The organism is Argonema galeatum A003/A1, from assembly GCF_023333595.1.
GTDB lineage: Bacteria > Cyanobacteriota > Cyanobacteriia > Cyanobacteriales > Aerosakkonemataceae > Argonema > Argonema galeatum.
Window position 1 is genome coordinate 22,019 of the sequence record NZ_JAIQZM010000014.1, and the last position, 23,683, is coordinate 45,701.

Sequence of the window (23,683 nt, forward strand, 5' to 3'; positions counted from 1 at the left end):
ACGGCGCTACAAGGTTAACTCACACCTTATCCCCCTTATATCATGTCCTTACGCATCGGTTACCTAAAAAATTCGTGCGATTATTCTGCATCTGCGTTTATCTGCGTTCCGAAGTCTTCATCTGCGGTAAAAATTTAACCAACGATGACAACAGACAATTTGACGATCTCAATCATGTACTAACGATGCAACCGGACACGATATCACCTAGTTTTTTACCTCGATAGTTGCGATAGCCTAGTTTATCAAATTTAACCAAACTGTGCAACTAAACTGACGGCATTTTGCGTAAACTGAACACTAATACACGATCGAAGGACAAGGGGATAAGCAGACGATGAACAGTTACGAATACCAGATTGGTGGTAGTCTGAAAAAAGATGCTCCTAGCTATGTGGAGCGGCAAGCTGATGGCGAACTGTATGAAGCCTTAAAAAAGGGAGATTTTTGCTACGTCCTCAACTCGCGGCAAATGGGAAAATCCTCCCTGCTGGTGAGAATCAAGTATCGCCTCCAACAAGAAGGATTCCGCTGCACTGCGCTCGACATGACTGGGATCGGCAGCGAAAATATTACCCCACTGCAATGGTATAAGGGAGTAGTTGCTGACTTATGGTCGGGGTTCAATCTTGTTAAAAAACTGAATTTTAAAGCCTGGTGGCGCGAGGAAGAAGAACTCTCTTATCTCCAGAGATTGAGCCGGTTTATTTCTGAAGTGCTGCTGGTGCAATTTCCCACAGATAGAATTTTTATATTTGTTGATGAAATAGATAGTATTCTCAGCCTAAATTTTCCGGTAGATGACTTTTTTGCACTGATCAGATTCTGCTATAACCAAAGGGCGATCGCGCCGGAATACAACCGGATTACATGGGTCATATTTGGGGTGGCGACACCTTCCGATTTAATAATAAATAAAAATCGCACCCCGTTTAATATAGGCAAAGCGATCGATCTGAATGGATTTGCCATTGAAGAAGCCGCGCCATTAGCTAAAGGATTAGAAACTTATATTGAAAATACCCAGACAGTATTAAAAGAGGTATTGGAGTGGACAGGAGGACAGCCATTTTTAACGCAAAAGTTATGTAAGTTGCTTAGAGGTAGTTGCGAACCGCTCAACGATGTTTTGAATATTCCTACGGGGATGGAGGGATTTTGGGTGGAGTCGGTGGTCCGATCGCACATTATCCACAAGTGGGAATCCCAAGATGAGCCAGAGCATTTAAAGACGATCCGCGATCGCCTGCTCAGAAACGAACAACGCGCTGGCAGATTGCTGGGCATATATCAGCAAATCTTACAAGGTGTGGAAATACCAACAGATGACAGTCGAGAACAAGTAGAACTCCTGCTGTCAGGTTTATTGCTAAAAGGGCAAGGTTTTCTGAAAGTAAGAAACCCGATTTATCAAGAAGTTTTCAATCTGGAATGGGTCGAAAAACAACTCAATTGTTTGCGTCCTTACTCCCAGGCTTATGACGCTTGGATGGCTTCCAAACAACAGGATGGTTCGCGACTGTTGCGGGGACAAGCTCTTAAAGAAGCCCAAATCTGGACGCTGGGTAAAAGCTTGAGCGATTTGGATTATCAATTCTTAGCTGCCTCTGTTGAATTAGACAGACGCGAAGTTGAAATGCGGTTAGAGGCAGAACGAGCTAAAGAAGTTGAAGCCAGACTGGCAGAAGAACAAAAAAGACTGGCAGAGGAACAAAAGAGATTAGCACTGGAGAAAAAAAGCGCCTTCCGACAAAAGTTCTTACTTATTGTAATTACGATGGCATTGCTGCTTGCCTGTCTGTTGGGGATAGCGACTTATTCTCAGTACCGTCAAGCCACAAAAAGCGAGATCGAAGCCCTCGCTAAATCTTCTCAAATTCTATTTGCCTCGAATCAAGGATTAGATGCGCTAGTAGAAGCAATCAGAGCAAAGCGACAACTGCAAAAACTCGGTGGTACAAACGCAGAGATCGAGCATCAGGTTGAGGAGGTTCTACAGCAAGCAGTTTATGGAGCCGTTGAGTACAATCAGTTGTCAGGGCAGAACAATGAAGTTACTAAAGCAGTTTTCAGTCCCGATGGCGAGCTAATTGCCTCCAGCTCTGGGGACAACACCGTTAAACTCTGGAAACGAGATGGTACAGAGCTGAGAACCCTTAAAGGTCATAGCGGTACTGTTTGGGGAGTGGCGTTCAGTCCTGATGGTGAGCTAATTGCCTCCAGCTCTAGGGACAAAACTGTCAAACTCTGGAACATATGTAAGGGCGAAGCATTTGAGGTGACAACCTCTGGTAAAGACACAAATCTACTGCCCAAATGCTTCGCCCCTACAACCTTAAGAGGTCATAGCGCTACAGTTTGGGACGTTGCTTTCAGCCCTGACGGTCAGCTGATTGCCTCTGCGAGTGGAGACAAAACCGTCAAACTCTGGCAGCGAGATGGCAGGTTGTTGAGAACGCTCCAAGGGCATCAGGGAGAAGTTTATGCGATCGCTTTCAGCCCTGACGGTCAGCTGATTGCCTCGGCGAGTCAAGACAAGACGATCAAACTCTGGAGGATTGACGGTAGACTGCTAAAGACTCTGCGAGGACATAGGGATCGAGTTTACGGAGTTACTTTCTCTGCTGACGGAAAGATATTTGCTTCGGCAAGTTGGGACAAGACGATCAAACTTTGGAAGATTGACGGTAGTCTGCTAAATACCCTCCAAGGTCATAGCGATGCGGTTTACCAAGTGGCAATTAGCCCCAACGGTCAACTCGTTGCTTCAGCGAGTGGAGACAGAACCATCAAACTCTGGAAGATTGACGGTACTTTGTACAAGACCCTTGATGGAACTGGGGATATAGTCCACGGAGTTGCTTTTAGCCCTGACGGGAATTTGCTCGCCTCAGCCAGTTGGAATGGGCCGATCAGACTTTGGAAGATTGACAGCGCTTTGTACAAGACTCTCAAGAGTCATATAGCTCCGGTTTACACAGTGAAGTTTAGTCCTGATGGAGAGACAATTGCCACAGTTAGTGGGGACAAATCCATCAAACTCTGGCGGCGAGATGGTAGCCTGCTAAGAACTTTCCAAAGGTATAACGATAAAGTTTTCGGTGTTGATTTCAGTCCTGATGGAGAGACAATTGCTACGGGCGGTTATGACAACACCGTCAAACTCTGGCGACTGAATGGTAGCCTGATCAGGACTTTGCGAGGCCATAGCGATCGCGTCTTCAGTGTTAATTTTAGCCCCGACGGTCAGACTCTAGCCTCGGCGAGTGGGGACAAAACTGTCAAAATATGGAAGATTGACGGCACCGAACTCGCCACCCTTAAAGGTCATAAAGATGAAGTTTACGGAGTCGCGTTCAGTCCCGATGGGCAGACTCTAGCTTCGACAAGCTTGGATGGTACGGTCAAGCTTTGGGGACAAGATATTACGGTTGTACCCGACGGGAAACCGCACTACGCGCTTCTACATACCCTAAGCGGACATGGTAACGAGGTAGCAGGAGTAGCATTCAGTCCTAACGGAAAGATAATTGCTTCGGCAGGTTTAGACGGCACGGTCAAACTTTGGCACACGGATGGCATAGAGCTTTATACTTTTAGGGGCCATAGCGCTGGGGTTTGGGGAGTTGCTTTCAGTCCTGACGGTCAGATAATTGCCTCGGCAGATTTAGACGGTAAGGTCAAACTTTGGCAGAGTGATGGTAAAGAGCTTCGTACCTTAAGGGAACATAGCAATGGGGTTTTCGGAGTTGTCTTTAGTCCTGATGGGAAGACGATCGCTTCGGCGGGTCAGGATAAGACGGTGATTTTGTGGAATGTGGAGGATATTTTCAATCTTGACCCACTGGGATATGGTTGCGATTGGGTGCGGGATTATCTGCGGACGAATGCAAAGGTGGATCTGAGCGATCGCCATCTGTGCGATGGAGTGGGTCAATGGTATAGAACCTATGCGAAAAATATTTGGATTCGCGATCGCACTCTGACTGTCCCACCATCAGGGCAATATTCTCAATAGCTGAGGAAAGGAAAAGCGCGATCGGCTCCTTCGTCCTCTCATACCAAATCCGGGTTGGTTTTCCCCTTTAATTTTTGGCCTAAACATTAGACCTCTCCAGAAATTAAAGGTGCGTTACCTGTAACCCTCGTAGAGACGTTGCATGCAACGTCTCTACATTCTTTTTTGGAGAGGTCTATTGTAGAGACGTTTCATGAAACGTCTCTATAGCCGATAGCCGATCGACATATAGCAACCGCTCTCGTCCGTTAAGACATTCTGAATTCCTGAAACGTTGGCGGATTCTAAACCCTTCTTCCCCTAGTCCCTAGCCCCTAGTCCCTAGCTATAAAGGGGGTAATCGTTGCGGATTTGGTATCAACTACTAGATTCCCCACCAAACCTTGCTACCAGGGCCGATCGCAATCCCGCTGGTAGAAAATAAACCCCACTAGGCCAATTTCCTTCTGGGTCAAGTTTCGCACCAAAAGCATCTAGTACATTTTCAGAACAAGAAGGCGATAAAATCCACAAACGAGGCAGTTCATCTTCTGTTACGGATCTTTCTTCCCGCTGAAAATCGCTTTGCATGGCAAATAATTTTATCAGGCATCGACGCACTTCCGACCAGTTTGGCGGATTTCGGAAAGGCTCGATCAGACAGGCAGTTGAAGCCATTTTAGCAATCAAACCCAAAAATTCCAAGTTGGTTGTCGGTGCTGTGCCTGGTGAAAACCAAACATCTATTTGACGAACTTCAGCAGTTACTTCTCGACTGACTATTACTTCACCCAGAGGCCCTAATAGTTCGCTGAGATAGTGTTTGGCAAATTGATAGTGAAAGTTTCTAGTCATTCTCCTACCTTCATTGCCGAAATAATTGCCTGCTGACTCACCGCCTTGTAAACACTATCCAAATACTGCATCACTACCTTAGCTGAAGCCGTATTAGATTCGGGATTTTTGGTAGCATCATTTGTTAAGGGGATATTTCCCAAAACATCTAAAACAGTCTCGCTACTTGGCGGCGGTACAATCACAACTAGGGAAGATTCTAAAGGCTCATCATATTGCCAAAACCGATCAATTTTTAGAGGATATTGGGGTTGGGAAATAGCAGCTTCTCCCTTGTTACCCTGCTCAATAGATCCTCGGCTTCGCATCTGTCGAAGTGCTTCGATAATTTGTTCCTTAGTGCGACCTCGCAGCTGAAATAATACAAAGGGGTCTTCGCTGAAGCGATCGGCTAACAAATAATATACCGCTCCAATATGTTTGCAGGGATTAGCTTGATCGGGACAACTACACTGGCTGCGAACATCATCCAACCGGAATGGAAACAAACTCAAACCATTTCCAGTGAAGACTTGCTCAATATTGGTTGGCATTTCTCCTGCTAATAGTTTAGCAGAAAATATCGCCTTTTGCGACATGGTTTCAATTACATATTGCCATTCTTCATCGGTGAACGATTCCAGCCATATAGAAACTTGATAAGGTTCTACTTCTGTGCCCTGAACTCTGGCAAATACCTTTTGACTTTGAAACTCTATGCTGAGGACGTTTCCCTGCCTTGCATAGACCCGCGCACGTTCCAAACGCTTTTTGAAACGGTAGGAATCTAGGAGTTCCAGCCAGCGTTCTACCCACCATTCGCGACTAGGCAGGAGTGCTGCACCGTCATCCTTATGATATATATTAGAAAGGCGGTTCATTTTTATACTCGATTATGGTTTAAGGGCTAGTTTTTGAAGCTGATGACCTAAAGCTTGTAGGAGATCATTTACCATGATACAACCAAATCTGTTTATTTTTGGTAGCGAACGCAGTGGAACGACTTTATTATGCGCTCTTTTATCTGAACATTCTCAAGTTTTTGCTCTCAACGAAAGCTTTATATTCCACATATATGCACGGAGCAAAGGTTTTAGAAAGCTGTCTAATGCTTGGATTTATGCAGTTTTATCTCACTTGCTACATCTGCCATCGGCTGAATATCTAGTTCCCGCAGTGGAGGCAAAGAAATATTTAGCTAAACTGCACGATAGATATTATTTAAGCGATGTTGGACAAACTCAAGAGAATTGGTTGACACAGTATTTGGATTATCTCGATCCTTCCCCGATTTTAAGTAAAGCTGAAAAAGGCGAACTTACTCTAATTGAAATGTTTAACACGGTCTATTCCCAGCTGGTTCCTATCGCACATAAAAATAAGATAATTTTTGGAGAAAAAACTCCTTATCATCTCTATCTTTCCCCTTGGATTTGCTCTCTTTATCCCCAAACAAAGATCGTCACCATAATTCGCAACCCGATCGCTAATGTAGCGGCAATTTATAAACGCTTTCCCGGAGAAGATCTGCAAACAGCCATCAACTTATATTTAAGTTATCACGATCGTAGATTTAAGTTTTTGTATGAAGGCAATAAATCCTTAGTCATTCGCTATGAAGATTTAATTCTAAGTACTGAAGCAACCCTTACTAATATTTATCATTACCTCAATACCGAGACTGTAAAAATTAATAGGGAGTTTAATTATTACATAAAACAAGGATATGTGGGAAATAAAATTGATCTGGGACGGGATTTGAGTTTAAGACAAGTGTTTAACGAAAAACAAAAATTGTTGATTAGAGATAGGTGTAGACCGATTTTTGAAAAATTCTATTCGGAAGAACTTGATTGAGTTTTGAGCTTTGAGGGTGGACACCAATACTGTTCTGTTTAAAAATTGTAGGTTGGGTTGAAATACAGCGCCTTTCAGATGAGTGAGGTACATAGAAACCGGGTTTCTGCCGTGTACTTCATCCGACTGCAAGCCGCTGTAACGAAACCCAACCTACGAAAGTTTGCGCTTAGAACCGATCCGAACAGTATTGGGGTGTGCACGGCCTACCTTACAATTATTCATACAGCGGTTACCGCTGTAATGCGGTACAATACAGCGGCTTGCAAGTGGGTGAGGTACAGGTAAATTGTAGGGGCGGGTTTTGCCATGATTCTTGTCGGTTAGCCACAAATTATTTGCCAAACCCGCCCCTACGAACGCGCTATGAAGAAAATCATTTTATTGTACCTCACGCGGCTGCAAGCCGCTGTAAATACCAAGGCAACCGCTGTATTTATCGGTTTGATAATTGCTGCTAGTGTACCTCATAACAGCGGTTTTCGGTCTAAGTCAAAACTGATTTCAGTATAGCTATTTGTCATTCTGCCTCCTCGTCAATCACAGCACTGCGATCGAGCAATAGTAAGTTACGCAATTGATCGGTATCCAATTCGGTCAGCCAATGTTCGCCAGCACCTACAACTTGTTCGGCTAGTGCTTTTTTACTTTCAATCAAATCGTGTATTTTTTCTTCCAAAGTGCCATTACAGACAAATTTATGCACTTGAACATTGCGAGTTTGACCGATGCGAAATACCCGGTCTGTTGCCTGATTTTCTACAGCGGGATTCCACCATCTGTCGAAGTGAAAAACATGATTTGCCCGCGTCAAGTTAAGGCCAACACCACCAGCTTTGAGGGAAAGAATCATGATTCTTGGCCCTTGCGGATCGTTTTGGAATCTGTCTATCATTTCTTCTCTTTGGTTTTTGGTAGTGCTGCCATATAAAAACAGGACTTCTCGGCCAAGTTGCTTTTCCAAATGCGGTTTGAGCAGTTTTCCCCATTCGGCAAATTGAGTGAAAATTAAGGCGCGTTCGGCGAAGCCGTTGCGTAGGGAATCGCCTTCCAAAATTAATTCTTCCAACATTTCCTCCAGACGCTGAAGCTTTCCAGAACGATGTCGATCGCCTACTGTTGCTTCTTTTAAGAATTGCGCTGGATGATTGCAGATTTGTTTCAATTTTACTAACAGCGCCAAAATCATTCCTCGTCGTTGAATACCATCAGATTCTTCAATTTCAGCTAGAGATTCTTCGACCAATTTTTGATAAAGCGCTGCCTGTTCCTCAGCCAGACCGCAAAATACGGTCATTTCTTGTTTTTCTGGCAAATCTTGAATTATTTCGCGGTCACTTTTGAGGCGACGAAGGATAAATGGTTGGACGAGCGATCGCAGTGTCTTTAAAGAATTTGTATCGCCGTACTTTTCAATGGGAATTCCAAACCGGCGCTGGAAGAAATTACGCTGCCCCAAATAACCTGGATTGAGAAAATCTAAAATTGACCATAGTTCTTGCAGCCTATTTTCCACTGGCGTTCCTGTCAACGCAATGCGAAATGTACTTGACAATTGCCGCAAAGCCTGGGACTGCTTTGTTTCTGGATTTTTGATGTTTTGGGCTTCATCTAGCACTACACCCTGCCAAGAAATGCTCTGCAAATCTTTGGCATCTCGAAAAGCTAGTGCATAACTGGTGATAATCAAATCCTTATCTTTGATTGCTTTAGCAAAGACTTTTCCTTTAGCGCGTTTATCACCGTGATGCACTAACAGTTTTAAAGTTGGGCCGAATTTTTTTACTTCTCTTTCCCAGTTACCTAAAACTGATGTTGGGCAAACTATTAATGTTGGTTTTTCCAGTGTGTTCTGTTCTTGCAGATAAAGTAAAAATGCGATCAACTGAATGGTTTTTCCCAATCCCATGTCGTCTGCGAGACAAGCACCTAAGCTCCAACGCTCTAAAAAAGCTAGCCACCCAGCACCTAATGCTTGATATGGACGCAATTGACCTTGGAAAGTGGCAGGAACTGCGATCGCTTCTACCTTCTTATTACCAGTTAGAGTGGTAATCAACTCCTGTAGCGCCCCCGATGCCTCAAAGCTGACAACTGGCAGTTTTTCAATTGTTTGAGTATCCCCGCTACCAAGGCGCAGAGCATCTTCCAGGGAGAGGGCCACATCGTCTTTGCGACTGACAAAAAATGCTTGTGCTGCTTTGATATCCTGGGGTCGCAATTCTACCCACTCCCCGTTAATTTCCGCTAGTGGAGTTTTAAGCGCTACCAAGCGATCGAATTCCTTCTTGGATAGTCTTTGTCCGCCAATAGATAATTCCCACTTAAAGTTCAGCAGACTCTGCAAACCCAAACGCTCATTCTTTTTGATTTGGGGAGTATCTGCTTTTATACTCAAACCTAAACGACTTGCCCATCCGTCGCGATTTGCTAAACTGGGCGGCAAAATTACCCCTAATCCGCTATCTTGGAAGCGCCAAGAACCCGTTTTGATAAATTCGTATGCTTGCAAGGGATTGAGGCGACAAGACTGGGGAGATGGAGTTTCCAAACTGGGTTCAATAACAGGCATTAGTCTAGCAGCTAAACCCAAACCTCTAAGAAAAGTTTCCTGGGGTAATTCGATATTTCTTCCTTGGAAAACGAGACGCTCAACTGCATTATTCCAGATAGTTGCCGCATCTACCAAAAATTCTGGATCGTCTACGGCTTGCAAACAATATTCTAACGTCCAGTCTGTCTCGCCCTGTCTTGGAGGATGAACTTTAAAGCAGGTGCAAAACAAACTTTGACCAGTCAAGAATGGTTTTAATGGTGCAATCCAGCTATTGAGGGTTGCTTGCAAACGTTCTACTGCTTGGGCTTCTGCCGTCATAGTACCAGACTCGCTTCCCAACCCTTTCAGCCACTCTCCCACAATCGATTCGGTCGCTGGTGGAGACTGTGTACTGACAACATTTCGCACTTTGGCATCTATCGTGTTACTTAAGAATTGCAGCAACAGTTCTTTTGGTTCTGGTGGCAAATCGATATTGGGATATGAAAATTTCTCTCCCAGTTTTTGATAAGTGCGACAAGCGGTGGGCATCTGCTGGGCGAATTTTTGCAGACGAGATCGATCGGCGGCGCTATCGATAACTGGTTGCCAGGAAGCGATCGCATTCCCATCTTCACTTTTGTTAAGTACTGGTAAAAATTTACACCGAGCGATTAAATCGATACTCCACCGCGCTATATGCGACCAAAAACGTAAATCTCTGCCCAAAAACGAGTCAGATCCATTAACTGAGCCAAGAGGCAAAGCAGTCAAAAATGCGATCGCTTCCAGGGAATTCAGACAAATTCCCTCAACTTGCCAAGGATACAGATATTGCCAAGACGAAGTTTCCTCACCTGTACTTTCTGAGAGTGCAGTCCCAGAATTCCAGGGAGAAATTGGCTCGTTATTTCCTCGATCGATATGACTTGGTAATGCCAAAGTTTGTAATTGCCATCGCCTCGAAGATAGAGAAATATCGCTGCTAGCAACCTTTGTTTTCCGACTTTGCTTGGTAACAGTTTTACCTGCTTTAGAAGATGCTTCATCTGGTAGAAAAACATCATCAGGCAAAACCTGGCTCAGATGAGGTAAAGATTTCAAGTAGGCGATCAGATCCGCTGGATTCATCGCCAATGGATGAGGCGGCACAGTTCCAGATTGAGAAGACGCTCCAGCAGCAATTCTGCGCCAAGTTTCTCCCCAAATGAATAGATAGCCACCCTGAGATTGAACTAACCAACTACCGTGTAAAATTGCCATTTAAAAACTTCTCAAACTTTTTTCTAAACAGTTTCAATCATTCGATTTTGGATGAAAGGATTTTGGCTCTTTCGGAGTTGCTATGCTTTTGTTCATTTTAAGAACATTTTTATTTCTTTTCTCCTATGCTCCTCTGCCCCTCTGCCCCTCTGCCCCTCTGCCCCTAGCCCCTAGCCCCTCTTCCTCTAGCCCCTAGCCCCTAGATCAGTGCTAGGATTGCCACAGATAAAGAAGTGTAATACAAAAGGACCGAATGGTAGAGATAGACAAATCTATATCCTTTGATGGAAGGGATATTCGACTGAAGGTTGGCCTCCTTGCTCAACAGGCTGGTGGTTCCTTGTTGATTCAATCGGGAGAGACGACCGTATTAGTGACGGCAACTCGCTCTAGTGCCAGAGAGAACATCGATTTTCTACCTTTGTTGGTGGATTACGAAGAAAGAATGTATGCCGCCGGTAGGATTCCAGGCGGTTTCTTGCGCCGGGAAGGCCGTCCGCCAGAAAAAGTGGTTCTCACGAGCCGTCTGATTGACAGACCGCTGCGTCCCTTGTTTCCCAGTTGGCTGCGAGATGACATTCAAATTGTCGCCACAACGCTATCAATGGATGAGCTAGTACCGCCCGATGTGCTGGCTGTGACTGGTGCTTCCGTAGCGGTGCTGTTAGCCAAGATCCCGTTCAATGGGCCGATGGCGGCGGTGCGGGTAGGATTGGTTGGGGATGACTTTATTATTAACCCCACATACGCGGAGATGGATGCCGGGGATTTGGATTTGATCGTAGCAGGTTCTCCCGAAGGCGTGATTATGGTGGAAGCGGGGGCAAACGAGTTGCCAGAAGCAGACATCATTGAAGCTATTGACTTTGGCTATGAAGCGGTGCGGGATCTAATTGCTGCTCAGCAAGAGTTGCTCAAAGAACTAGGCATTGAGCAGGTTTACGAGACGCGACCGGAAGTAGACTTAACACTGGCGAATTTTATTCGCGATCGCGCCACAAGTCCGATCAAAAGCATCTTGTCCCGGTTTGAACTGGAGAAAGCCGCTCGCGATCAAGCATTGGATGAGATTAAAGCATCTGTGCAAAGTGCGATCGCAGAACTGCCTGAACAAGATCCCATCCGAATCATCACAGCCTCTGACAGCAAAGCGCTGGGCAACCTTTTCAAAGACATCACCAAGCAGATGATGCGCCGCCAAATCGTCGAAGATGGCGTCCGCGTCGATGGTCGCAAACTCGACGAAGTGCGACCAGTCTCTTGTCGCGTCGGACTATTACCCCGACGAGTCCACGGTTGCGGTTTGTTTAACCGAGGACAAACCCAAGTCTTGTCCGCCGTCACCCTGGGAACTCCAGGCGATGCCCAAGCAATGGGAGATGACCTCCATCCAGAAGATGCCAAGCGTTATCTACACCATTACAATTTCCCGCCTTACTCAGTGGGAGAAACCAAACCCATGCGTGCCCCCGGACGCCGGGAAATCGGTCACGGAGCCTTGGCAGAACGAGCCCTAGTCCCCGTATTGCCTACCAAAGAACAATTCCCCTACGTCATCCGCGTAGTCTCGGAAGTGCTTTCTTCCAACGGTTCCACCTCGATGGGTTCCGTATGCGGTTCCACCCTAGCATTGATGGATGCTGGCGTTCCCATTTCCAAACCCGTCAGCGGTGCCGCTATGGGCTTGATTAAGGAAGGCGAAGAAATTCGTATCCTCACGGATATTCAGGGTATTGAAGACTTCCTGGGCGATATGGACTTCAAGGTGGCAGGCACGGATACCGGCATTACGGCTTTGCAGATGGACATGAAAATCAATGGTCTGTCTTTAGATGTAATCGCCAAAGCCATCAATCAAGCTCGTCCGGCGCGACTGCACATCTTGGAGAAAATGCTGAGTGCGATCGACAAACCGCGCAGCGAAATGTCCCCATTTGCCCCCCGCCTACTCACCCTCAAAATCGATCAAGACCTCATTGGCCTTGTTATTGGCCCTGGTGGCAAGACGATTAAGGGTATTACAGAGGAAACTGGAGCCAAAATTGACCTTGAAGATGATGGCACAGTCACCATTTCTGCCCTAGATGTGGAAAAGGCAGAACGAGCCCGCAGTATTATCTTCAACATGACGCGCAAGCTGAACGAAGGAGATGTTTATGCCGGTCGCGTCACCAGGATTATCCCCATTGGTGCTTTTGTGGAATTTCTGCCCGGTAAGGAAGGAATGATTCACATTTCCCAACTGGCGGATTACCGAGTGGGCAAAGTGGAAGATGAAGTGGCAGTAGGCGATGAAGTGATTGTCAAAGTACGCGAAATCGACAACAAGGGACGTATCAATCTTACACGGCTGGGAATTCACCCGGATGAAGCCGCAGCAGCTCGTGCTAATAGTTCGGCCAAACGATAAGCAGCAAAAGTGAGAAGGAAAAAAGCAAAAGAAAGACTGTTTTCTTTTCGCTTTTGCTTTTTACCTTTGCTGCAAAGTTTTGAATTGTGAGTTAAATCCAAGTCGGGTAGCAACAGACTTGTATATGTTGTCTGATTGTAGGGGCGGGTTTTGCCCTAGAGATTGTTTGTTCGACAGAAGGGTTATCTGCTTTCCCCGCCCCTACCATGCAATACTGAGCAGAAGTTACCGGGTTTGCGATCTGTAACATTTGAGGACGCAGGCGCAAAACGATCGCCAGAAAGCCGTAAACTGGTGTTTAAGTTTATTAGTCTTCGTACTTCAGAGTACCCGTGCGAAAAATCGTCATCGCTGGCAACTGGAAAATGTACAAAACCCAGACAGAAGCTCTGGAGTTTTTGCAAGGATTTATGCACAGTCTAGAAGAAACCCCGGATGATCGGGAAATAGTTCTGTGCCCTCCCTTCACCGATCTGGGCATCATATCCAAGAGTTTGCACGGAAGTCGCGTGCAACTGGGTGCCCAAAACGTCCACTGGGAAGATTGTGGAGCCTACACTGGTGAAATTTCGGCCACCATGCTAACCGAAATTGGGGTGCGTTATGTCATCGTCGGTCACAGCGAACGGCGTCAATACTTTGGCGAAACCGATGAAACTGTTAACAAACGGCTCAAAGCAGCTCAAAGCTACCACCTTACGCCGATTCTATGCGTGGGCGAAAGCAAGCAACAACGAGATGCTGGCGAAACCGAAGCGCTGATCGTCACCCAGTTGGAAAAAGGCTTGATTGGTGTGGATCAACACAATCTCATCATCGCTTATGAACCGATTTGGGCGATCGGCACTGGCGATACCTGCGAGACTAAGGAAGCAAACCGGGTGATTGGCTTAATTCGTTCTCAGCTAACTAATCCTGATGTGCCGATTCAGTACGGCGGTTCCGTCAAGCCGGATAATATCGACGAAATTATGGCCCAGCCAGAAATCGATGGAGTCCTCGTGGGAGGTGCGAGTCTGCAACCGGACAGTTTTGCTCGGATTGTCAATTATCAGTAGTTAATAAGTAGGTGGGCATAATTAAACGTAAAACTGCCGTGCCCTTAGAAACCCGGTTTCTTTGAGAAACCGGGTTTCTGGGTGTTCAGTTTATTTACGCCCACCTATTTAGCTAACAGCTAAAAGTTATGATGAACATTCGCGATCGCACCTTTAATTGGGGCCATAGCACATACCTGATGGGCGTCCTGAATGTGACGCCCGATAGTTTTAGCGACGGGGGAGAGTTCAGCGCCCCAAACTCTGCCTTAGCGCAAGCTCGATATTTGCTAGAGGCGGGTGCCGATATTCTTGATATTGGCGGTCAATCAACCCGCCCCGGTTCTGCTGACATCTCTAAAGAAGAAGAACTCGATCGCGTGCTGCCTATTGTAAACTCCATCCGCCAAGAGTCTTCTGTACCGATTTCTGTTGACACTACAAAAGCGTCTGTAGCGAGGGCCGCTGTTGCAGCAGGTGCTGATATGGTGAATGACATTTCCGGTGCCACTTTCGATCCAGAAATGTTGCCAACCGTAGCAGAATTGGGTGTTCCAATTGTGTTGATGCACATTCGCGGAACGCCCCAAACTATGCAGCGGATGACTGAATATCAGGATTTGGTTGGGGAGATTTACGAGTTTCTGGAAAGTCGAATTGCCGCTGCTGTAGCAGCTGGAATTGATAGAACGAAGATTATTGTTGACCCAGGTATCGGCTTTGCTAAGACTTCCAACCAAAACTTAGAAATTTTGCGACGACTAGCAGAATTTCGTTTGCTGGGATGTCCTATTTTAGTGGGGCCATCCCGCAAAAGTTTTATCGGTCATATTTTGAATCAACCCGATCCAAAAGAGAGAGTTTGGGGAACTGGTGCAGCTTGTTGTGCGGCAATATCGTTTGGTGCCGATATCCTACGAGTTCACGACGTTAAAGAAATGCGGGATGTCTGTCGCGTCGCCGATGCCATCTTTCGATTTTAGTTGGAATCGTTGGTTAAAATTTAACCGCAAATGCAGTCACCAGTCCCCAGTCCCTAGCCTCTAGCTATACATTACTTTTCGCTATTATTCTTAGTTTCAGTTGAGGTATTCATCAAATTTGCCAGCGTTCCCGACATTGCTTTGGGGTCCATAAAAAGAATTTTGGAATTATTACTATCACCCAACTTCAAGTTAGCCTCTACATATTTTTGAGCTAATAAAAACTGCAATACTTCCTTACTGTTAGGATACGCTTGCAAAGCTTCCGAAATGCGCTTTATATACTCCACAGTTCCTTCAGCCTCTTTTTTGGAGGCTTCTTTTTTGATCGCAGCTACTTTCTCCTGCTCCATCGACTCCAGAACATTCGCTGATGGCTTGATGTCCTGAATTTCCACGCGAGTAACCTTGGCACCCCAGGACTCGGTGGCCTCATCCAACTCCTGCAATAGCGCCTGATTAATTTCCTTTCTACTTGAAAAAGTCTCCTTCAATTCCATCTGACCAATTCTAGAGCGCAGGGTGGTTGTAACCAGACTGGCAATCGCCTTCTCGACATCATCAATCGCGTAATAGGCTTTTTTCAAATCCAATAACTGCCAATATACCACGGCATCAGCTTTGAGAGAAACACTATCTTTAGTGATTGCTTCCTGGGGAGGGATGTCTAAAATCTGTTCTCGCGTCGTCTCTTGCCAAACGATAGTTTCAACAAAAGGAAAAAACAAGTTCATCCCTGGTTGCATTGTGCGATTGTATTTGCCTAAGCGCTCTACCAAGGCTTCATCACCTTGATTGATAATCTTTGTCGAACCTATTGCACCACCAACGATGAATAAGGTAACAAGAGCAATAATAGTTTCCATAACAAGTTTTCTCCAGGTAGGCTTTTTCGGAACTTTCTAAGCTCGGCGGGTAAGTAGGGGAGCGGGAGAATTTCTTAACTCAAAACGTCAAATTCAAAACTCTCCCTTGCCTAATTTTTTTTGGCTGCTAATTTTTGGCGAATGGGGATTTCAATCCAGAACTCGGCTCCTTTGTCCGGTTCAGAGAGACACTTCAAAACCCCACCGTGTTTTTCTACAACGATTTGGTAACTAATAGCTAATCCCAAGCCAGTACCTTTGCCAATCGGCTTGGTCGTGAAAAAGGGGTCAAAAAGGCGAGCTTTCACATCTGGGGTCATACCAGGGCCATTGTCCCGAATCCGAATCGCTACACCAGAATTATTCTCTAAAACTTCAGTGCAGATGGTGATAGTGCTGGGATGATTGCGGATCTCCTGATATGAGCGCTCGCTGTCATACTTTTCGAGGGCATCAATAGCATTGGCAAGGATATTCATAAATACCTGGTTCAGCTGCCCAACATAGCATTCCACCAAAGGTAAATTGCCATACTCTTCGATCACCTCAATAGCGGGATGTTCTGGCTTGGCTTTCAGCCGATTCTGCAAAATCAGCAGCGTGCTATCAATGCCTTCGTGAATATCAACCGGCTTCATATCTGCTTCATCCAACCGCGAAAAGTTCCGCAAGCTAAGAACAATCTGGCGGATGCGATCGGCCCCTACTTTCATCGAAGACAGGATTTTGGGTAAGTCTTGAAGCATAAAATCTAGATCGGCATCCTCTCTGTGGTCTTCAATTTCAGCCTCAGGATTGGGATAGTATTTTTCATAAAGGTGCAGCAGTTCGATCAATTCTTCGATGTATTCGTTAGCGTGTACAAGGTTGCCGTAGATGAAGTTGACGGGATTGTTGATTTCGTGAGCGATTCCGGCGACCAGTTGGCCTAAACTGGACATTTTTTCGGTCTGAATCAGTTGAGATTGGGTGTTTTGGAGTTCATGCAAAGTTTGCTGCAAATGTTGAGCTTTCTCTCGTTCGCTGGCTTCCGATTGACGCAAGGCATCACTAGCTAAATCAAGCATTTTTAGGTTCTGCTGCAAGGTTTTCTCCACCTGCTTGCGCGAGGTGATATCTTCGATCGTAGTCAGGATGCCAATGACTTCCACTTCAGTATTATGAATAGGAACTCTGTTAATATCTAGCCATATTTCTTCACCATCTGCCTGAATTCTGCGTTCAATATCATGCAGTTCCGGTGTATCTGTATCCATGACTCGACTGTCTTCTGCGGTGTATTGGTCTGCTGCTTCCTGGTGCCACAAATCGTAGTCTGTCTTACCAATGATGCTTTCGGGATTAATAATTCCCACTATCTGGCACCAATTCTGGTTACAACCTAAGTAGACAGAGTTGCGATCCTTCCAAAAGATTGCTTGAGGAATATTGTCCAGAATCAGTTGCAGCAGTTCAGCACCCTTGCGAATTTCCTCAGCCCGTTTGCGTTCAGTAATATCAAATCTAATTGCCAAATATTGTACTGGTTGATTCTGTGCATCCAAAACCGGAACAATAGTCGTATCCACCCAATAATATTTTCCATTTTTGGCTACGTTTTTTATTTCTCCTTCCCAAACTTTTCCCTGGGTAATTGTTGACCAAAGTTCTTGGAAGAATTCTTGTGAGTGATAACCTGAGTTGATGATGCGGTGGGTTTTACCAATTAGTTCTTCCCTAGAATACTTCGATATATGACAAAATTTATCGTTAACATAAGTAATAATTCCCTTTTTGTCAGTTATAACCACTATGGCCGATTTATCTAAAGCAAATTTAATGCCAGATAACTCTTTGAGTGATGTTTGTAAGCTCGACTCTGCTTTGTGGCGTTCTGTTATCTCTCGATAGATCAGGTTGTAAACCCAAAATAATATGACAAAATTGAGGAAGACTCCGCCTGAGAATGTAATAAGGGCATTTTGAGCGTAGGTTTTTGCCTGATTCTGCTGCTGCGCTAATAACTGCTTTTGTGCTAGCTCCAATTCATAAATGACCCGGCGCATCTCATCCATAAGAGTCTTACCGCGATTTGTCTCTATCACTCGTTGCGCGGCTTCAAATCCCTTGTTTTTTCGTAAATCAATTGTCTGCTGTAGTTCAGATAATTTATTAGCAATCAAGGATTCCAGAGTGTCGAATTGACGCTGTTTATCAGGGCTATTTTCAGTTAATTGCTTAAGAATTTTAACTTCTCGTATCACCTCCCCATTTACAGCGCGATACGGTTCTAAATATGAGTTGTTTCCTGTGATAATGTAACCTCGCTGCCCAGTTTCAGCGTCCTTCATTTGAGATAACACATCATCAAGCTTTTTAATTATAAAAAATGAGTTTTCTACTGAGCTATTAGTCTTAACAAGTTGGGTTAGGCTCTGGTATGATTCCCCAACAATAGCAATTAGAATTATGGTTGCCAATCCCAGACCACCGCCAACCTTTTGAAAGAATTGCCTATTAATTTTCTTGGCTTTGTTGGGATGGCTGACGGTGTGCGCTAGAGTAGGTTTGCTTCCGGGCTGTTGAGTTGTCGTCATAAATTTTCTTTTAAGTTTAGCCAGTTTTATTGACAAATTGGAATTTCTATCCAAAATTCTGTTTCTTGTCTTGGTTCCGAAATATACTTCAAGATGTCACTGTTCTTTTTGACCGCGATTTGATAGCTGATAGCTAGCCCCAAACCAGTTACCGGGTCTTTCGGAATTATTATGCTAGGGTTTATGGTAAACATTTTTGTAGGGACACGGCATCATAAATATGTCGGTATCAATGAAAATTTTAATTATGCCTTGTCCAAATCAGCATAATTGACAAGGTAATAACCAAAAGTTGCAATTCCAAAAAAAAAATTGGTCATTAGTCAGGAATAATTATTTGACTGCGGATGCGGTTAAGTAATTACTCCTGATAATTGAGATAATTTTAGCGTACAGCTGCTAAATTAAGCCATTGGGATACAATTGGCGGTAGCTCTGCATTGAGGCGAAGTGCTAGTTCTGAGGTGGAGAGGGATTGGGCGTAAGCTGGTGTCAAGAATGGTTCGTAGGTTTTAGCTTCAGGGGTGAGCTGTTTGATGAAGGCTAAACTGACACCTTTAAGCAGCTGGCGGAGGGGTTCGGCGTCTTCACCAATACGCTCTTTGAGGAAAGTAGTTCTACCGTAATTGCCTGGGTTTCCAACGCTTAAGTGAGTTGCACCAATTGCTGTTAAAAGATATTTATTACCGCCGATCTGGGTAAAAGGTTGCAGTTGATGCCTAATGGCTGGGGTAAAGGCGTCTTCGGTACTAGCTAGAATGAGTGTGGGAATTTTCACCTTTTTCAGACCAGTTTTACCAAATAGCTGACCGACGAGGGGATTGAGCGCGATCGCACTCTTAACGCGATCGTCTCGCAGCTGTACCTTATTATTGGGCAAATTAGCGGCGGCACACTGCAACCACTCACCTGGAGATGGTAATATCGACGAGTTTAACGAGATATTTTCGCCGTTTGCAGACGTTCTAGTTAAATCTGCTCGAAAAAGAGATTTACAGCTCTGTCGCAAATCGTCTAAATTAAGCTCACCTCCGGCTAGGGCTAAGGCGGTGTAACCTCCCAGAGAATGACCGATGACGGTGACTTGCTGGGTGTTAAATTTCCCCTGTAGCGAACCTGGTTGGACATTGAGTTTTGCCAGTTTATCTAGCAAAAAGCTGATATCTTTAGGTCCGTTTAGGAACTCACTGGGCGATATTAAACTGCTGGGGTTGTCGCTGACGGATGCCTTAGATACCGAGTCAAAGTTGCTCCCTGGATGCTCTATGGCTGCTACGCTGATGCCGTGAGAAGCTAGGTGACGGGCGACATACTCCAAAAATGTTCGATCGGCCCCAAAACCGTGGGAAAGGACTACTAGCGGGTTAGGAGAGTTTTGAGTTGAAGAATTATCGCTGTAGTAAATATCTACTGGAATTCTACGTTCCCGTTGCCGATCGCGAAAGGTTAGCGTTTGCTTAATTACCCGTTCTTCACCGGGGATCGCTGGGTCAAAAGCGGCATGAAACTGGGAGCTGGTGACGCTGAGTTCCCGCTCTAATAAGGGGCCAAGAGCGTGGCTTTGCCAGTAGGTGGGGTTAAACTGGAGGGCAACTGCGATCGCTTCCGAGGCATCTACCGTCACCGTTTCCCCTGGTATAGCTCGCAAAATGCCAATGAGGGTCAAACCGTTTGCTTGCCGCGCCGAAATGGCTACAGCAGCCTGGATTTGATCGATGGTGACTCCAGGGATAGCACGCCCCAAAGCTGTCAGTAACTGTTGTGACATTGGCGATCGCAACCAATTCTCGATAAACTTGTCCGCCAAGTTGGGGTCTAGTTGCAGGCGCTGGGAGAGGGCTTCTCGCACGCTGGAAGTCAAAAGCATGGAAAAAGGTTTGAGCCCACTAGATAACTCGCCAGTTCTGGCAAAGCGATCTAAATCTGAAACCCTTACCGACTGTTCAAAAGGGCCAAGACGTAGCCTCAATCGCTCAGATGCGATCGCAGGTGCCGATATTAAAGTCAAAAGTAAAAATTCAAAAGTAAAAATCAAAAGAAATAAATTAATTTTCTTCCCTTTTACCTTTTGCCTTTGTTTAGCTTTCATTAGTCTTTGTTTGTGTAATGGGGATTTCAATCCAGAACTCCGAGCCTTGCCCTGGTTCTGAAATACACTTGAGTACTCCACGGTGTTTCTCTACTACAATTTGATAGCTAATCGATAAACCTAAGCCAGTGCCTTGGCCAACTGGTTTGGTAGTGAAGAAAGGATCGAACAAACGAGATTTCACTGATTCTGAGATTCCAGGGCCGTTGTCTTGAATCCGAATCGCTACTTTATCTGTTGTTTTTTGTTTTTTGCCATCAACCGCTGACTCCTGACTGCTGACTATTTCAGTATGAATTGTAATAGTTCGAGGAGCGGGTTGAGTTTCCAGGGCATCAATAGCATTGTTAAGGATATTCATCAACACCTGATTTAGCTGGCCTGGGTAGCACTCGATCGGTGGTAAATCGCCGTATTCTTTCACAATTTTAATCGGAGTCCGCTCTGGTTTAGCTTTCAAGCGGTTTTGCAAGATTAAGAGAGTGCTATCGATACCTTCGTGAATATCCACCGCCTTCATTTCTGCTTCATCTAGGCGAGAGAAATTCCGCAAACTAAGGATAATTTCACGAATGCGATTAGCCCCCATTTTCATCGAAGCCAAGATTTTGGGAAGGTCTTCAAGCATAAAATCAAGGTCTCTAGCCTCAGCTTCATCTTGAATTTCTACTGGCGGATTGGGATAGTGCTTTTGGTAAAGGCGTAATAGATTTAGTAGGTCTTCGCTGTACTCACTGGCGTGGCTGAGATTGCCGTAGATGAAGTTGACGGGGTTGTTAATTTCGTGGGCGACACCGGCCACCATTTGGCCGAGACTGGACATTTTTTCGCTTTGAACTAACTGAGCTTGAGTTTGTTTTAATTCATGCAAAGTTTGCTCTACCTGTTTGGCTTTTTCCTGAGCTTGCTGGGCGGAGTTTTGCGCTTGGGTGTAGAGTTCTGCTTGAAAAAGTGCGATCGCCAATTGGTCGCTCACTGCAACCAGCAGTTCCACTTCCTCATCAGTCCAAGGTCGAGAACCGCTATGATGTCCGCAGCTGACTACACCAATCTTACCAGAGCGCGTCAGAATAGGTAGGGACAGGATAGCGGTGAAGCCCATAACAGCATAGAGTTCAACCTCTCCTGGATCGGTGGCAGTCGCGAGATCGTCAACGCGGAGGATTTCCAGATCGATCAACTTTTGAGTTACCGAATTTGCGGCGGCTGAGAATTGACCCACAAAGCTGGGCACGCTGGGCACCTTAGCTTCTTCGAGCGCTTCCCAGACCCCCCCTTCATTACCCCCGTCAACGGAGGAGTTCGGTTGATACCAGACGAAGAGGCAGCGATCGATCTGCAACAAACTGCGGATCTCCTGCACGGCAATTTTCAGAATAGTATTCACGTCCAAGGAATTACGGATATCGCTGGCAAGACGGTTGAGCAGTACCTCTCGTTGAGCGAGTTGTCTAAATCGAGTTTCCGACTGCTGTAGGGCTTCTTCTGAGAGTATGCGATCGGTCATGTCGCGGGCAATAGTGGAGATAAATTCCACTTCTTTGTTTTTCCCTTTGTGGGACATGATGACTTGCGAGACGGGAATCTCCCTGCTATCACCGTACTGTAGAGCAGTTTCGCCCATCCACGTACCGTTTTTGATGGCAGCGGGTATACCTTCGCCCAGGATAATTTCAGCCGCACTCTGGGCGCAGAACTCGGAGACTTTTTTGGTTGAAATATCCTCATCTTCAGCAAGCCCCATCATTCTCCGTCCGGCACGATTAATGTACAGCACGTTTCCTTGGACATCGGCGGTAGATACAAAGTCAGGTGTTGCTTCTAAGATTGCGGTCAGTATCGCTTGTGTTTTCTCTGCTCGTTTGCGATCGCTAATGTCGCGGACAATAACGATAATTTGATCGTCCAGTAATGGCGATAGCCTTGCTTCATAAAAGCATTCTCCTTTAGCCATCGGTAAGGAATACTCGATACTGACTAAAGATCGCGTCTGGAGTAATTCAGCAATAGCGTCCTGTAATTGTTGTCCGACTTGTGGTGGTAAAACCTCCTGCATGGGTTTTCCCAAAAAAACTTCTGGAGGAGTGTACAGGCTATGTGACTTTCCGGCCATGTAATCCACAATTGTTCCATCGATATTGAGCCGGAAGTACAAATCGGGAAGCGCTTCAAAAACTGTCTCCAACTCTGCTGTAGTCTGGCGTAGTTGCTCCTGGGCTTGCTTGCGATCGCGAAGCGCGGCAAGCCGTTCGGTAATGTCGTGCATTGCCACCACCGCACCCAGTTTTTTTCCCTGCGGATTGACTATCGCCTGTCCGTTGGCTAATAAAGTGCGCTTTTTACCTTGCTTTGGGGCAATTACTACTTCTGCATCGCGAACGGTTTCTCCCCGAAACGCTCGAAACAGTGGGATATCTTCTATTGGCATAAGCGTCTTTCCATCGGGCAGATACAAGTCAAAGTGTTGTGCCCATTCTTCGGGAGGAAGTGGTTGTGACGGCAAGCCGTGAAACTCTCGTGTAGCTTGATTAAATAGAGTCAAAACACCATTAGCGTCACAAGCAACAATGCCGTCTGCCAGGTTATTGAGCAGGGCATTTAAGAATTCTCGTTCTTTATGTAACGCTTCCTCTATCTGTTTGCTTGAGGTGATATCGTAAGCCATAGCATACACTAAGCCGTCTTGAGTGTACTGAGCTGCTGTCCACATCAGCCACTTATACGAGCCATCTTTACAGATGTAGCGATTTTCAAAAGAGATTGAGTTTACACCTATCGAGAGCTTTTCTGCTTCGGCTACAGTTGCTTCTCTATCTTCGGGGTGAACAAATTCTAACAATGGTTTTGCTAACAGTTCTTCTCTGCGGAAGCCTAGCGTTTTTTCCCATCTATGGTTGAGGTGCTTAAAATAGCCGTCTGTATCGACTATACAAAGCAACTCTAGGGAAAAATTAAAAAATTCATCTGTATCTGCCCACTTGTACCTGCTAATGCTGTCTACTTTTGCGCTCTCAACAATCATCTCTTTTCCTCAAAGGTTTACTGCGATCGTTTTAGTAATTTCAAATTAAAAAAGTATAAATTAATACAAATTATTTAAGTAAATCCAGCTAAAGTCGGACGTTCGGCCATACGATCGCTCTAAAACATCAAACTTCTTGATGACCGTTTGCTCTATATATCTTATATCGTTTGGATTTATTTCTGCTACAAATGAACACTCTCTGGTGTAGGG

13 protein-coding genes are annotated in these 23,683 nt (G+C 45.4%); 6 read left to right on the forward strand and 7 right to left on the reverse strand.

From position 1 onward, the window contains the following. Nucleotides 1-337 precede the first annotated feature (337 nt). On the forward strand, nt 338-4,018 hold the full coding sequence (locus tag LAY41_RS16090; protein WP_249099794.1) for a WD40 domain-containing protein: 3,681 nt from the start codon (nt 338-340) through the stop codon (nt 4,016-4,018). A 357-nt stretch (nt 4,019-4,375) separates the two neighbouring features. Here the strand turns inward: LAY41_RS16090 and LAY41_RS16095 are convergent, their stop codons facing one another. Together LAY41_RS16095 and LAY41_RS16100 are read right to left on the reverse strand one after the other, a co-directional pair. Beyond that, nucleotides 4,376-4,852 carry a hypothetical protein gene (locus LAY41_RS16095; RefSeq protein ID WP_249099798.1) on the reverse strand — a complete coding sequence of 159 codons (477 nt, stop codon included), beginning with the start codon at nt 4,850-4,852 and terminating at the stop codon, nt 4,376-4,378. After that, entirely contained in the window at nt 4,849-5,712 is an 864-nt protein-coding gene (locus tag LAY41_RS16100) for an SWIM zinc finger family protein (protein WP_249099801.1), read from the reverse strand. Before LAY41_RS16100 ends, LAY41_RS16095 begins: the two co-directional genes overlap by 4 nt. Nucleotides 5,713-5,785: 73 nt before the next feature. Between LAY41_RS16100 and LAY41_RS16105 the strand changes: the two genes are divergently transcribed. After that, nucleotides 5,786-6,688: a sulfotransferase family protein gene (locus LAY41_RS16105; RefSeq protein ID WP_249099806.1), complete on the forward strand. Its 903-nt coding sequence runs from the start codon at nt 5,786-5,788 to the stop codon at nt 6,686-6,688. A 366-nt stretch (nt 6,689-7,054) separates the two neighbouring features. Further along, nucleotides 7,055-7,201: a hypothetical protein gene (locus LAY41_RS16110; RefSeq protein ID WP_249099809.1), complete on the forward strand. Its 147-nt coding sequence runs from the start codon at nt 7,055-7,057 to the stop codon at nt 7,199-7,201. A 7-nt stretch (nt 7,202-7,208) separates the two neighbouring features. Here LAY41_RS16110 and LAY41_RS16115 read toward each other — a convergent pair whose 3' ends face one another. Beyond that, entirely contained in the window at nt 7,209-10,487 is a 3,279-nt protein-coding gene (locus tag LAY41_RS16115; protein ID WP_249099811.1) for a DEAD/DEAH box helicase, read from the reverse strand. A gap of 253 nt (nt 10,488-10,740) precedes the next feature. Here LAY41_RS16115 and LAY41_RS16120 point away from each other — a divergent pair, with 253 nt between their 5' ends. The 3 genes from LAY41_RS16120 to folP all read left to right on the forward strand — a co-directional run bounded on the left by LAY41_RS16120 (nt 10,741) and on the right by folP (nt 14,917). Then, entirely contained in the window at nt 10,741-12,897 is a 2,157-nt protein-coding gene (locus LAY41_RS16120) for a polyribonucleotide nucleotidyltransferase (protein WP_249099813.1), read from the forward strand. 332 nt (nt 12,898-13,229) lie between these two features. Then, nucleotides 13,230-13,955, forward strand: a complete 726-nt coding sequence (gene tpiA / locus LAY41_RS16125) for a triose-phosphate isomerase (protein WP_249099816.1) — start codon at nt 13,230-13,232, stop codon at nt 13,953-13,955. A gap of 128 nt (nt 13,956-14,083) precedes the next feature. Next, nucleotides 14,084-14,917 carry a dihydropteroate synthase gene (gene folP, locus LAY41_RS16130; protein WP_249099818.1) on the forward strand — a complete coding sequence of 278 codons (834 nt, stop codon included), beginning with the start codon at nt 14,084-14,086 and terminating at the stop codon, nt 14,915-14,917. Nucleotides 14,918-14,988: 71 nt separating this feature from the next. On the opposite strand, the gene LAY41_RS16135 is transcribed toward folP, so the two are convergent. From LAY41_RS16135 to LAY41_RS16150, 4 genes are all read right to left on the reverse strand, one after another. Next, on the reverse strand, nt 14,989-15,783 hold the full coding sequence (locus LAY41_RS16135; RefSeq protein WP_249099821.1) for an SPFH domain-containing protein: 795 nt from the start codon (nt 15,781-15,783) through the stop codon (nt 14,989-14,991). 110 nt (nt 15,784-15,893) lie between these two features. Further along, the gene (locus tag LAY41_RS16140) at nt 15,894-18,359 is read right to left on the reverse strand and encodes a CHASE3 domain-containing protein (protein ID WP_249099823.1); all 2,466 of its coding nucleotides are present in this window, start codon (nt 18,357-18,359) and stop codon (nt 15,894-15,896) included. 385 nt (nt 18,360-18,744) lie between these two features. Beyond that, nucleotides 18,745-20,448, reverse strand: coding sequence for an alpha/beta hydrolase (locus LAY41_RS16145; protein ID WP_249099828.1), 1,704 nt, complete (start codon nt 20,446-20,448; stop codon nt 18,745-18,747). Further along, nucleotides 20,438-23,470, reverse strand: a complete 3,033-nt coding sequence (locus LAY41_RS16150; RefSeq protein WP_249099832.1) for a PAS domain S-box protein — start codon at nt 23,468-23,470, stop codon at nt 20,438-20,440. The genes LAY41_RS16145 and LAY41_RS16150 overlap by 11 nt, the downstream gene beginning before the upstream one ends. Nucleotides 23,471-23,683 lie beyond the last annotated feature (213 nt).